The following is a 12,438-nucleotide window of genomic DNA, read 5'->3' as shown; positions in this document are numbered from 1 at the left end:
GATATTGCAAACCATTTGCAGGAGTCAATTGCACTTGCGAAACATTTGCATTTAGGGAGCGGGCGGCGTGCTGAGTCGTCGGTGGTTCGCTGGATGGGACGCGCGGTGCGCTGGGTCGGGCCGGGCCCGGCCGGGTGAAACGAACCTGAGCTGAGCTGAGCTGATCAGGTCGCCAGCGGAACCAGGAGGCGAGCCCCGTCGCGATCATGCGACGGGCCGCATGTCTTCGCCAGCCGACCGTCCGCAGCCTCGCCCCTTCCGGCGACGGCGCGAGTGGCGCGAGCGAACAGCCCACCCCCCCGGGGGGAGAGACGGCCGTCAGGGCAGCGTGACGATCTCGACCCAGTTGGCGCCGGCGGACACGGGATAGCGCCCGACCTCCGTGAGGGAACCGTTGTCCGCGTCGATCGCGTAGACCGCCAGACGGTCCGACTTCTCGCCGGAGGCCACGAGGTAGCGCCCGGCGGGGTCAATCGCGATGTCGCGCGGCTGCGTCTCGGTCGGCACATCGCTGACATGGCGAAGCGTTCCGGTGTCGGGGGCGACGGTCATCATCGCGATCCGGCTCTGGGTGCGTTCGGTGGCGTAGAGGAAGCGGCCGTTCGGCGTGACGGCGATGTCGGCGGCCCAGACCCTCGGCCGGCCGTCGTCGGCCGGCTCAGTAGGCGACGCCTCGACGCCGAAGGGCGGCGGCGGTGGCGGCGTGATGCCGGGCTCGAGGCCGGCCTCCGGCGGCACGAAGGAAACGGTCTCGACCGCGCGCAGCGTCCCGCTATCGGCATCGAGGGTGAAGTGGACGACCTCGCCCGTCAGTTCTCCGATCACGTAGACGGCCTTGCCGTCCGGCGACAGCGCCATGTGACGGGGCCCGAGACCCGGCTTCGTCGCGACCGACGGCGGATCGTTGGGTTCGAGCATCCCTGTCCGGGCATTCAGCACGAACTGCTCGACGACATCGGAGCCCAGTGCGGGGACGAAGACATAGCGACCGCTCCGGTCGTTGACGATCGCATGCGCATTGCGGCCGGCGGGGACGAACTGGCGCGTGCCATCGAGGACGAGGCCGTCCGCCCGGATCGGCAGGACGGCGAGCGAGCTTCCGCCGTAGGAGGCGGCGAGGAGAAGGCGTCCGGTCACGTCGGTCGCGATGTAGGGCATGGCGTCGGGCAGCGCGGCGACGGCCTTTTCGCGCAGCGCGCCCGACTGCGGATCGATCGCGAAGGTCACGACCCGGTAGGGCTGCGCGCCGACGGCGGCGTAGAGATGCGCCCGATCCGGACTGACGGCGAGCGGGCCGACCTTGGCTCCGGCCTCGACCTTGCCGAGCGGGGCCAGCGCGCCACTCGCCTCGTCCAGCCTGTAGGCGTCGACCGTACCGCCGCCCGCCGCGGAGACGTAGACGAAGGTGCGCGCCTCGGCTGCCGGAACGGCGGCGACCATCGCCGCCATGGCCACCGCTGCGGCCGAAGCCCAACCCGCCCGTGTCGATTGCGTCATGTCCGCCCGTCCTTGTTCGTTGACCTGCGACGCATCTGGCGCGGCATCCGCTCGAGGCCACCGTTCCGCGCGCGACCCCGATCACTTCGGAGAGCGCGAAACGGTGGCCTCGAGCGGAGTGGTACATATAGGTCTCCGGCTTCAGCTGAGCGGCCGCGCACCGGGCCGATCTTCTCGCCAGCAGCGCGCTCTGGTATGCGCGGGGGCCGGAACAGGACAAGGACACCGATCTTGCATCCATCGCACGCCGCCGCCGGTCTTCCCGAGCCCAAATGGCTTTCGCTGAGCGCCCATCGGCGCTGGCTGCGGCAGGAGGCGGACGATCTCCTGCGCTTCTTCGAGGGCGCGAGCGTCGATCCCGAGGGCGGCTTCTCCATCCCGGGCACCGACGGCCGGCCGACCGGCCAAGCGGATCCGACGGAGCTGCACACGACGACCCGCCTCGTTCATGGCTTCGCGCTCGCCGCGATGATGGGCCGGCCGGGCGCCATGGCGATCGTCGACCACGGCATGCGCGCGCTTTGGGAGCGCCACCGCGACCCCGCGAACGGCGGCTATGTCTGGAGCTTCGACCGCAACGGTCCGGTGGACGACAAGAAGCAGGCCTACGGCCACGCCTTCGTGCTGCTCGCGGCCTCCAGCGCCCTCATGGCCGGGCATCCCGACGCCCCCCGCCTGCTTGCCGACGTCACGCAGGTGCTCACCGAGCGGTTCTGGGAGGAGGACCACGGCGCCTCGGCGGAAGAGTTCACGGCGGATTGGCAGCCCTTCGACACCTATCGCGGCCAGAACTCCAACATGCACCTGACCGAGGCGCTGATGGCGGCGTTCGAGGCGACCGGCGAGGACCGCTATCTCGCCATGGCCGGCCGCATCGCCGATCTCGTCGTCAACCGTCATGCGCGGGCGATGAACTGGCACCTGCCCGAGCATTTCCGGCAGGACTGGTCGCTCGACAAGGCCTACGACGGCAACCCGATCTTCCGCCCGGCCGGCACGACGCCCGGCCACTGGCTGGAATGGGCGAGGCTCCTCGTCCAGCTCTGGGAACTGGAGGGGCGCCGCACGCCGTGGATGCTGGAGGCTGCGCGCCATCTCTTCGCACGGGCGGTCGAGGACGGCTGGGACGCGGCCCGCGGCGGGTTCGTCTACACGCTCGGCTGGGACGGGCGCCCCCGGATCGAGGACCGCTACTGGTGGCCGGTCTGCGAGGGCATCGCCGCGGCCGCGGCACTCGCCGCCGTCACCGACGATCCGCTCTACGAGACCTGGTATCGCCGGATCTGGGACTTCGCGGCGCTGCGCCTGATCGACCGCGAGAACGGCGGCTGGCATCCGCAGCTCGGCGCCGACAATCTGCCGAAGGCCGAACCCTTTGCCGGCAAGCCCGACCTCTATCATGCGCTGCAGGCCTGTCTCCTGCCGCTCCTGCCGCCATCGGTGGGCCTCGCCGTCGGCATCCGCGCCGGTCGGCTGGACGACTGACGCAGGCGGCGAGCGCGAGGGCTTGGCATCCCCTCGCTTTCGCCCGAATGTCGGTCGGCCTGGAACACACAAGGACAAGCGCGATGACCGTTGAGGACGCCCGATGAGCGAGACCCGTTCGAGCCCGTTTCCGCTGGCGGTTTGCGCCGAAATGGTCTTCGCCGCGCTGCCGGTGAGCGAGCGGCTGGCGCGGCTGACGGCGGCGGGTTTCCTCGTCGAGATCTGGGACTGGACGAAGCACGACATCGCGGGCCTCGCGCGCTCCGGCGCGACCTTCTCCTCGATGACCGGCTACGTCACCGGCACGCTCGCCGATGACGCGGGCGCCGACGAGTTGCTGCGCACCGCCGCCCTGTCGATCCCGGTGGCGAAGGAGCTGGACTGCCCGCGCCTCAACCTGCACGGCACCGGACTCGACGGACAGGGCCTGCCGGTGGTGAAATCCGAGGTCGTGACCGGGACGATGTGGCTGAAGGCCGTCGACACGCTGCGCCGCATCGCCGATCTCGGCGAGCGCGAGGGCGTCACCTTCGTCCTCGAAAATCTCAACGAGGCGGTGGACCATCCCCGGACACCCTTCGCGAAGGCGGCCGACACGATCGCGCTGGTGGAGGCGGTGAACCGCCCATCGCTGAAACTGAACCTCGATCTCTACCATGCGCAGATCGGCGAAGGGAACCTGATCGAACTCTGCCGCCGGGCGCTGCCCCATATCGGCGAGATTCAGGTCGCCGACGTTCCCGGCCGGCACGAGCCCGGCACCGGCGAGATCCACTATCCTGCCATCGCGCGCGCCCTAGAGGCCATGGGCTATCGCGGCGTCATCGGCCTCGAGGCGTGGCCCCTCGACAACGACGAACTGGCGCTCCAGCGCTTCCGCGACGCTTTCAGCCTCTGAGCGAAGGGCCGCGCCGCCCTTCGACCGAACGCGCGCCGAAGTACACGCGACGCGCGCGCTCGCTTCAACCCAGCAGCGCCACCGCTCATCGGAATGATTCCAAACAAGTTCGAACGCTTGGCGCCTTCGCGATCTCTAAACGACGCGTCCTATAAATATGATTGACGCCGTCCACTTTTGACGACACAAGCGAAACTGACGCTGCGGCGTCACGATACTACGAAGACGCTCGCGTGGGAGGGCGGCGGTCTTCGCGAACGCTCGAGTCTGGAAAGGACTACTCCCTTATGATCTCGCATCTTGTTCGCGCGATTGCGCTTTGTGCCTGCGCGCTCGCGGCCGCCCCCGCTCAGGCGACCGACTATCCGCTCACGGTCACCGATCTCGCCGGCCGCGAGGTCGAGATCGCCGCCGAGCCGCAGCGGATCGTGGTTCAGGACGGACGCGACCTCTTCGCACTGGCGCTGCTTGACCGGCAGGATCCCTTCCGCCGCATCGTCGCCTGGAACAACATCCTGTCGCGTTCCGATCCGCGCTCCTGGGCCGCCTTTCAGACGCAGTGGCCGGACAGTTCGGCGAAGCCCATCGACATGAAGTTCGGCGACGAGGGACAGGTCAATCTCGAGCAGGTCGCCGCCACCAAGCCCGATCTCCTGATCTTCCAGACCCGCGTCCGGCAGGCGCTGGACGATGCCGCGATCTTCGACCGCTTGAAGACGCTGGGCATTCCCATCCTCCTCATCGACACCGAGATGGAGCCGACGCTGAATGCGCCGAAGACCATCGACCTCCTCGGCCGCGTCCTGAACCGCGAGGCGGAGGCCAAGGCCTATACCGATTTCTACGCCGCGCGCATGGCCAGCGTTGCGGCCGGCATCGCGGGCACGACCCGGCCGAAGGTGTTCGTCGAGGCGAAGGCCGGCCAGAAGGGCCTTGATTCCTGCTGCTTCACCCATGGCGACGTCTACTGGGGCAAGCTCGTGACGGCGGCCGGCGGCGACAATCTCGGCACCACCCTCGTGAAGGGCCGCACCGGCGACATCACCACGGAAACGCTGATCGCTTCGCAGCCGGACGTGTTCGTGATGACCGGATCGCCCTTTAGCAACGAAGGCTCGGTCTCGCCGGGCTTCGGCATCGGCGCAGCAAAGGCCGACGTCGAGGCCGCCCTCGGCAAGCTGGTGGCCCGTCCCGGCTTCGAGCATGTGAAGGCCGTCGAGACCAACCGCGTCTACGGCCTCTACCACCAGCTCTACGCCAGCGCCTGGAACATCTACGCCGTGGAATCCATGGCCAAAGCCTTCTATCCCGAGCGCTTCGCCGATCTCGATCCCGACGCCGACCTCAAGACGCTGATCGGCCGCTTCACCGGCCTGCCCGCGGATCTGCCGATCGTCCTCGGCGCCAAGGCTCCCGCCGCCAACTGACGGCTGGCACGCGCGACCGAACCGGAACTTCACCCGAACGGGCCAGCCTTTCGAGGCGGCCCGTTCGATGCGGTTTGCCCGTCCCGACATCGACCACCCCGGATTGTCATGGCCTCATCGATCCCCGCCCCTCTTTCCGGCGATGCGTTGCGCGACGCCAGCTGGGATTACGGACATTCGGTCGCGCGGCGGATCGCGATCATCGCCGGCCTGCTGGTGGTCGCCGCCGGCACGTTCATCGTCGACATCGCGGTCGGCTCGGGCACGCTGTCGCTGCGCGAGGTGGCCGAGGCGCTGCTGTGGCCGGGATCGGCAGAAGCTGCCACACGGTTCATCGTCTGGGACCTGCGCATGCCGATGACGTTGATGGCGCTCGTCACCGGCGTCAGCCTGTCGCTGTCGGGGCTGCTGATGCAGACCATCCTCGACAATCCGCTGGCCGAGCCGTTCACGCTCGGCGTCTCCTCGGCCGCCGGCTTCGGCGCCGCGCTGTCGCTCGGCTTCAGCGTCTCGGTGACCTCCGCCCTGCCCTTCCTGCCGCCCGAACTCGTCACGGCCGTCAACGCCTTTCTCTTCGCGCTGCTGGCGGCGGGCCTCGTTCTCGCGCTATCGCGCGGGGGAACGAGCGTCCAATCGATCACGCTGCTCGGCATCGCCCTGCATTTCGTCTTTTCCTCGCTCCTCTCGCTCGTTCAGTACATGGCGAGCGTCGACCAGCTGCAAAGCATCGTCTTCTGGCTGATGGGCTCGCTGCAGCGCGCCACCTGGCTGAAGGTCGCGATCGCCGGAGGCCTCTGCCTCGCCGCGCTTCCGCTGGTGATGATCAATGCCTGGTCGCTGACGGCGATGCGCTCCTTCGGCGAGGAAGCGGCGGTGTTCGGCGTGCGCGTTCGACGGCTGCGCATCCTCATGCTGGCGCTCTCGGCGCTTCTCGCCGGCGCCGTCACCGCGGTCGTCGGCATCATCGGCTTCATCGGGCTGGTCGGGCCGCACGTCGCGCGCATGCTCGTCGGCGAGGATCACCGGTTTACCATTGCGGCGACGATCGCGGTCGGCGCGGTCTTCGCCGTCCTCGCCTCGCTGGCGACGAAGACGATCGTTCCCGGCGCGGTGCTGCCGCTCGGCATGGTGACGTCGCTGACCGGCCTGCCCTTCTTCATCTTTCTCGTGCTGCGCCAGACGCGGGGGCTGGACCGATGAGCCTCGTCCTCGAAGGTTACGGCGTCGCTATCGGCCGGCGGGAGATCGTGCGGGACGTCAGCGTCTCGGCGGCGCCCGGTGAGATCCTGGCCGTGCTCGGCCCGAACGGCGCGGGCAAGTCGACTTTCATGAAGGGCCTCTGCGGCCTTCGGCCCGCTACCGGGCGGCTGCATCTCGGCGGCATCGATCTCGCCAGGGCGAGCCTGGCGCAGCGAGCGCGCCTCGTCGGCTACGTCGCGCAGGACGTGACGCATCTCAACGTCCAGCTGAGCGTGTTCGAACTGATGCTGCTGGCGCAGAACGGCGGGCGGCGCTCCTGGCGCACGCAGGCGCACAGCTTGGCGCAGGCCGAGGAAATCCTCGAGACGCTCAAGCTGACGCGCTTCGCCCGCGCCCGGCCCGCCACCCTTTCAGGCGGCGAGCGGCAGATGATCGCGCTGGCGCTGGCGCTCGTGCGGCGCCCGCGCCTCCTGCTGCTCGACGAGCCGACCTCGGCGCTCGATCTCGCCAACCAGCTGCAGATGCTGGCGGCCGTCGCCGACTACACGCGGCGCCACGAGGTGGTGACGCTGACGATCCTGCACGACCTGAACCTCGCCACCCGCTACGCCGCCTCGACGCTGCTCCTGGCGGGGGGACGGGTGCAAGGTGCGGGTGCGACCCGCAGCGTCCTGACGCCGGAAACGCTGCGGGCCGTCTACGGCGTCGACTGCCACCTGATCGACATACCCGACACCGGCTTCACCGCGATCTATCCGCTGTCGGTCGGCGGGATAGGTGCCTAGCTCTGCACCTTCACGCCGCCGAGGCTTCGCCCGGCAAGGACGCCGTCGAGCCAGCCGATCCGCATCTGCGGGACGCTGGCGAGAAGCGCCTGCGTGTAGGGATCGAAGGGCGGCGAGAGCACCGTCTGGCGCGGCCCGGAGCGCAGGATCCGCCCCTCGCGCATGACCGCCACCGAGTGAGCGATCGCATCCACCGTGGCGAGGTCGTGGGTGATGAAGAGGTAGGAGACACCGCGCTCGGCCTGCAGGCGGGCGAGTAGCTTGAGCACCCCTTCGGCGACGAGCGGATCGAGCGCCGAGGTCGGCTCGTCGCAGACGATGAGCTCGGGCTCGGCGGCAAGCGCGCGGGCGATGCAGACGCGCTGTTTCTGGCCGCCGGAGAGTTCGGCCGGATAGCGCGCGAGAAGCGAGGCCGGCAGTTCGATGCTGTCGCAGAGCGCCTCGACGCGGCGGCGGCGCTCGGCGCCGCGCAGCCCGAAATAGAAGGTGAGCGGACGGCCGACGATCTCGCCGACGCTCTGGCGCGGATTGAGCGCGAGATCGGGGATCTGGTTGACGATCTGGATGCGCCGCAGCTCGTCCTTGGTGCGCTGACGAAGGCTCCCTGCGAGCGGCCGGCCGTCGAAGTGCATCGTGCCCGCACCGGGTGGCAGCAGGCCGGTGACGACCCGCGCCAGCGTCGACTTGCCCGACCCGGATTCGCCGACCACGGCCAGCGTGCGTCCACGCTCCACCGTCAGGTCGATGCCGTGAAGGATCGGGGTGTTGCCGTAGCCGGCGTCCAGCCACGCGATTTCGAGAACGGGTGCGGGCTCGCCGATCGAGGCCGGCCCGTCGGTCCGGCGGGCGGCGAGAAGACGGCGGGTGTAGTCCTCGCGCGGGCGCTCGATGATCGCCTCGCGCGGGCCGGCCTCGACGGTGCGCCCGCCCCGCAGCACGAGAATGTCGTCGGCGATCTGGGCGATGAGCGCGAGGTCGTGGGTGATGTAGATCGCCGCCGTGCCGGTGTCCTCGATCGCGGCGCGGATGGCAGCGAGAACCTCGATCTGCGTGGTCACGTCGAGCGCCGTGGTGGGCTCGTCGAAGACCACGAGCGCGGGTTCGGCACAGAGCGCCATCGCCGTCATCGCCCGCTGCAACTGGCCGCCCGAGGCCTGATGGGGGTAGCGGTCTCCGAAGCGCTCGGGCTCGGGCAGCGCCAGCAGACGGAAGAGATCGCGCGCTCGCGCCTCGGCCTGCGCCCGCGTCGCCCGCCCGTGGCGGACGGTGGTCTCGATCACCTGCGCCAGCAGCGGATAGGCCGGGTTGAACGCCGCCGCCGCCGACTGCGCGACATAGGCGACGCTCTCGCCGCGAAGCCGGCGCAGCGCTGCGGGCGCGAGACCGACGAGGTTCCGGCCGGCGAGTCGGATTTCGCCGCCGGCGACATGCAGCCCCGGCCGCTGGCGACCGAGCGCGGCCAGCCCGATGGTGGACTTGCCGGCGCCGCTTTCGCCGATGAGGCCGATCACGCGGCCCCGCTCCAGCGTGAAGGAGACGTCGTCGACGATCGGCGTCTCGACCGTGCGGCCCCAGCCCGCGCGGTTGCGGGCGACGATCGTGAGATGGCGGATGTCGAGGAGCGGCTCATGCATCGCCGCGCCCTCCCCGCAGGCTGGAGGTTCGGGTCATCACCCAGTCGGCGACGAGATTGACCGAGATCGCGAGGATCGCGATGGCCGCGCCCGGCACGAGGGCGGCGTTGACGCCGAAGACCAGCCCGTCGGTGTTCTCGCGCACCAGCCCGCCCCAGTCGGTGGCCGGCGGCTGCACGCCGAGGCCGAGGAAGGAGAGCGTCGAGAGGAAGAGCACGGCGAAGGTGAAGCGCAGGCCGAGTTCGGCCAGAAGCGGTGTCGCCGCATTCGGCAGGATCTCGCGGAACACGATCCAGCCCCAGCCCTCGCCCCGCATGCGCGCGACCTCGACGAAATCCGACACCGCGAGATCAGCGGCGAGAGAGCGGGCGATGCGGAAGACGCGGGTTGAATCAAGGACGCCCATCACCGCGATCAGCACGATGGCGTTTTTCGGCAGGACGGAAAGCACCACGAGCGCGAAGATCAGCGTCGGCACGGCCATGAGAAGGTCATTGCCGCGCGAGAGAACGAGATCCACCGCGCCGCCGCGCACCGCCGCCAGAAAGCCGAGCGTCATGCCGAGCGCGAAGGCGAGGATCGTCGCCGCGCCGGCGATCGCGAAGGTGATGCGGGCGCCCCAGATGACGCGGGAGAGAAGGTCGCGGCCGATATTGTCGGTGCCGAGCAGCGCTTCCGGAGAGGCCGGCATCCAGAGATCGCCGACCGGCTCGGAGGCCGAATGGGGCGCGATCAGCGGCGCGAAGACGGCGGCGATCACCATGAGCGCGAGCACGAGAAGGGCGAGCGCCGCCGGCAGGCTGGGACGGGGCACGGCGTCAGCTCCTGTGGCGAAGGCGTGGATTGGCGATGATGGCGGCGAGATCGGCGAGGATGTTGAGGCCGATATAGACGCCCGCGAAGATCAGCCCGCAGGCCTGCACCACCGGAACGTCGCGCTTCGTCACGTGGTCCACCATGTACTGGCCCATGCCGGGATAGACGAAGATGACCTCGACCACGACGACGCCCACCACGAGATAGGCCAGATTGAGCGCTACGACGTTGATGATGGGCCCGAGCGCGTTGAGGAGCGCATGGACCCAGAGCACCCGTGCGCGCGACAGGCCCTTGAGCTCCGCCGTCTCGACATAGGGAGAGGCGACGACGTTGATCAGCGCCGCGCGGGTCATGCGCATCATGTGGCCGAGCACGGCGAGCACCAGCGTCAGCGCCGGCAGCGCCATGGCCTGAAGGCGTTCGGCCACCCCCATTCCGTCATGCACCACGGCCGAGGACGGCAGCCAGTTCCACTGGACGGCGAGGTAGAAGATCAGGAGATAGCCGATCACGAACTCGGGCAGCGAGACGAAGGCGAGCGTCGCGATGTTGAGGACGCGGTCGACGATGCCTTCGCGATAGATCACCGAGAGGCCGCCGAGAAGGATCGCCAGCGGCACCGAGATCGCGGCAGCCAGGCCCGCCAGAAGCAGCGTGTTCCACAAGCGCGGCGCGATGCTCACCGCGATGTCCTGCGCATTGCTCGTGCTGACCCCGAGATCGCCGGTGAGGACGCCGCCGAGCCATTGCAGGTAACGCCACGCCGCCGGCTGGTCGAGGCCGAGCTTGGCGCGAATGGCGGCGACGGCCTCCGGCGTCGCCTGCTGGCCGAGCATCGCGGTGGCGACGTCGCCCGGCAGGATCTGCGTTCCCGCAAAGATCAGCAGCGACACGGCGAGAAGCAGCCCGGCACCGATGAGAAGACGGCCGGCGACGAGCCGTGCGAGCGAACGCCCGCGCCCGGCGCCCATGCGATGACCCGGTGCAAGGGTCGTCACCGGCGCCGTCAGCGCCGGCTCCCGTCCCGCTTGCGTGTTGTCCAGCATGGCTCCGATCCCCTTGGCCGCGTCGGGGGCGGCGCTCGTCGTCTCGACTGTGGCCGCGATCGGCTCAGGCGTCGAGCCAGACCTTCTCGGCGATGCGATAGCCGCTGAGATCGCCGCCGCCGGGCACGCTCGTCACGCCGCCGACCTTCGTCGAGGTCGCGATCATCTGGTCGGCGAAGACCGGGATGAGCTCGCCGCCGCTCTCGGCTAGCATCACCTGCAGGTCGTGATAGAGCACCCGGCGCTTGGCCTCGTCGAGTTCCGAGCGGGCTGCGATCAGCTTCTCGTCGAAGGCCGGCACCTTCCAGGCGGTCTCGTTCCAGGGCGCGTCCGACTGAAGGATGAGAGAGAGCATGGCGTCGGCGGTGGGCCGCACCGCCCAGTTGGAAGCGCAGAAGGGCTTCTTCAGCCAGATCTCGTCCCAGTAGCCGTCGGACGGGACACGGTTGACCGCGATCTCGATACCCGCCTTCTCAGCCGCCACCTGGAAGAGCTGCGCGGCGTCCACCGACCCCGGAAAGCCGTTGTCGGACACCGAAAGCTCGATCGGTGCGGTGACACCGGCCTTGGCCATCAGCGAGCGGGCCTTCTCGGGATCGTAGTCGTTCTTCGGCACGTCGGCCGAGAAGTAGGGGTTCCAGGGCGCGATCGGATTGTCGTTGCTGACGATGCCGGCGCCGCCGAGCACCTTGGCAAGGATCGCCTCGCGGTCGATCGCGTGCTTGAGCGCCTGACGCACCTCGACCTTGTCGAACGGCGCGACGTTGCAGAGCATCGGGAACGTGTACATCGTGCTGGCGGGCGTCGCCTCGACACGAACCTGCTTCATCGCCTTGATGCGGCCGAGCATGCGGGGCTCGACGCGGTTGATGACGTGGACCTGACCGCTGAGGAGCGCGGCCATGCGCGCCGTCGCGTCGTTCATCGCCAGCGTCTCGCAGCTGTCGACAAAACCGCGCTCATTGTTCCAATGGTCGGCGAAGCGGCTCGTCAGCGTGCGCACGCCCGGCTGGAAGCTCTCGAGCTTGAAGGCACCGGTTCCGATGCCTTTGTTGAAATCCTCGCCGGCGGGGCCGATGCCGAGGTGGAAGTCCGAGAGGCCGTAGGGGAAGTCGGCATTGCCCTCGCGCAGCGCGAACGTCACCTCATAGGGCGCGCTCTCGCTAATGTCGGTGACGGCGAGAAGCTGGCCCTTGGCGCCCGACGGATTTTCGGCGCCGCGATGATGGTCGATCGAGGCGATGACGTCGGCGGCCGTCAGTTCCTTGCCGTTGTGGAACTGGACGCCGCGGCGGATCTTGAAGATCCACTTCGAGCCGTCCGGGGCCGCCGGCTCCCAGCTCTCGGCGAGCGAGGGGCGTAGCTTGCCGTCTTCACCGAGCTCCACCAGCGTGTTGAAGAGCTGGAAGCCCACCGTGTACATGTAGGATTCGGTGTAGAAGGCCGGGTCGAGCTTGTCGGAGCTGGAGGCCGTGTCGAGGCCGAGGACGAGATGTCCGCCACGCTTGGGCGTCACCACCGCATCCTGCGCCCGCGCGCCGAGGATCGGCACGCCAGCCATCATCGCACCCATGGCACCCGCCGCTCCCGTCTTCAGGATGCTGCGCCGGGTCGGGCCGGCAAGGTGGGAGCGGAACTGGTTCATGA

Annotated in this window: 10 protein-coding genes; 5 read left to right on the top strand and 5 right to left on the bottom strand. The window is 69.1% G+C overall.

Annotated elements, in window-relative coordinates:
- Positions 1–318: 318 nt before the first annotated feature.
- Positions 319–1,497, bottom strand: a complete 1,179-nt coding sequence (locus AUL33_RS10530) for a beta-propeller fold lactonase family protein (RefSeq protein ID WP_062207353.1) — start codon at positions 1,495–1,497, stop codon at positions 319–321.
- Positions 1,498–1,728: 231 nt separating this feature from the next.
- Here AUL33_RS10530 and AUL33_RS10525 point away from each other — a divergent pair, with 231 nt between their 5' ends.
- The 5 genes from AUL33_RS10525 to AUL33_RS10505 all read left to right on the top strand — a co-directional run bounded on the left by AUL33_RS10525 (position 1,729) and on the right by AUL33_RS10505 (position 7,292).
- A complete protein-coding gene (locus AUL33_RS10525; RefSeq protein ID WP_244492122.1) occupies positions 1,729–2,982 on the top strand; it encodes an AGE family epimerase/isomerase in 1,254 nt (417 codons plus the stop codon).
- A gap of 103 nt (positions 2,983–3,085) precedes the next feature.
- The gene (locus tag AUL33_RS10520; RefSeq protein ID WP_062207349.1) at positions 3,086–3,880 is read left to right on the top strand and encodes a TIM barrel protein; all 795 of its coding nucleotides are present in this window, start codon (positions 3,086–3,088) and stop codon (positions 3,878–3,880) included.
- A 287-nt stretch (positions 3,881–4,167) separates the two neighbouring features.
- Positions 4,168–5,307 carry an ABC transporter substrate-binding protein gene (locus tag AUL33_RS10515; RefSeq protein ID WP_062207347.1) on the top strand — a complete coding sequence of 380 codons (1,140 nt, stop codon included), beginning with the start codon at positions 4,168–4,170 and terminating at the stop codon, positions 5,305–5,307.
- 108 nt (positions 5,308–5,415) lie between these two features.
- The gene (locus tag AUL33_RS10510) at positions 5,416–6,507 is read left to right on the top strand and encodes an iron ABC transporter permease (RefSeq protein WP_082652500.1); all 1,092 of its coding nucleotides are present in this window, start codon (positions 5,416–5,418) and stop codon (positions 6,505–6,507) included.
- Positions 6,504–7,292 (top strand): ABC transporter ATP-binding protein, encoded by a 789-nt coding sequence (locus AUL33_RS10505; RefSeq protein ID WP_062207342.1) that lies wholly within the window; start codon positions 6,504–6,506, stop codon positions 7,290–7,292. The genes AUL33_RS10510 and AUL33_RS10505 overlap by 4 nt, the downstream gene beginning before the upstream one ends.
- On the opposite strand, the gene AUL33_RS10500 is transcribed toward AUL33_RS10505, so the two are convergent.
- From AUL33_RS10500 to AUL33_RS10485, 4 genes are all read right to left on the bottom strand, one after another.
- Positions 7,289–8,926, bottom strand: coding sequence for an ABC transporter ATP-binding protein (locus tag AUL33_RS10500; protein ID WP_062207340.1), 1,638 nt, complete (start codon positions 8,924–8,926; stop codon positions 7,289–7,291). The genes AUL33_RS10505 and AUL33_RS10500 overlap by 4 nt on opposite strands.
- The gene (locus AUL33_RS10495; RefSeq protein WP_062207411.1) at positions 8,919–9,689 is read right to left on the bottom strand and encodes an ABC transporter permease; all 771 of its coding nucleotides are present in this window, start codon (positions 9,687–9,689) and stop codon (positions 8,919–8,921) included. Before AUL33_RS10495 ends, AUL33_RS10500 begins: the two co-directional genes overlap by 8 nt.
- A 55-nt stretch (positions 9,690–9,744) precedes the next feature.
- On the bottom strand, positions 9,745–10,716 hold the full coding sequence (locus AUL33_RS10490) for an ABC transporter permease (protein WP_062207409.1): 972 nt from the start codon (positions 10,714–10,716) through the stop codon (positions 9,745–9,747).
- Positions 10,717–10,855: 139 nt separating this feature from the next.
- The gene (locus AUL33_RS10485; protein WP_062207338.1) at positions 10,856–12,436 is read right to left on the bottom strand and encodes an ABC transporter substrate-binding protein; all 1,581 of its coding nucleotides are present in this window, start codon (positions 12,434–12,436) and stop codon (positions 10,856–10,858) included.
- Between the last annotated feature and the right edge of the window lie 2 nt (positions 12,437–12,438).

Origin of the sequence: Aureimonas sp. AU12 (assembly GCF_001463705.1) — a bacterium.
Lineage (GTDB): Bacteria > Pseudomonadota > Alphaproteobacteria > Rhizobiales > Rhizobiaceae > Aureimonas.
Note: the sequence above shows the minus strand (reverse complement) of the source record. Positions and strands in the feature narration are given on the sequence as shown.

Coding starts and splice junctions, on each gene's coding strand:
- AUL33_RS10530 (WP_062207353.1), bottom strand. CDS start 1,497: ATGACGCAATCGACACGGGCGGGTTGGGCTTCGGCCGCAGCGGTGGCC.
- AUL33_RS10520 (WP_062207349.1), top strand. CDS start 3,086: ATGAGCGAGACCCGTTCGAGCCCGTTTCCGCTGGCGGTTTGCGCCGAA.
- AUL33_RS10515 (WP_062207347.1), top strand. CDS start 4,168: ATGATCTCGCATCTTGTTCGCGCGATTGCGCTTTGTGCCTGCGCGCTC.
- AUL33_RS10510 (WP_082652500.1), top strand. CDS start 5,416: ATGGCCTCATCGATCCCCGCCCCTCTTTCCGGCGATGCGTTGCGCGAC.
- AUL33_RS10505 (WP_062207342.1), top strand. CDS start 6,504: ATGAGCCTCGTCCTCGAAGGTTACGGCGTCGCTATCGGCCGGCGGGAG.
- AUL33_RS10500 (WP_062207340.1), bottom strand. CDS start 8,926: ATGCATGAGCCGCTCCTCGACATCCGCCATCTCACGATCGTCGCCCGC.
- AUL33_RS10495 (WP_062207411.1), bottom strand. CDS start 9,689: ATGGTGATCGCCGCCGTCTTCGCGCCGCTGATCGCGCCCCATTCGGCC.
- AUL33_RS10490 (WP_062207409.1), bottom strand. CDS start 10,716: ATGGGCGCCGGGCGCGGGCGTTCGCTCGCACGGCTCGTCGCCGGCCGT.
- AUL33_RS10485 (WP_062207338.1), bottom strand. CDS start 12,436: ATGAACCAGTTCCGCTCCCACCTTGCCGGCCCGACCCGGCGCAGCATC.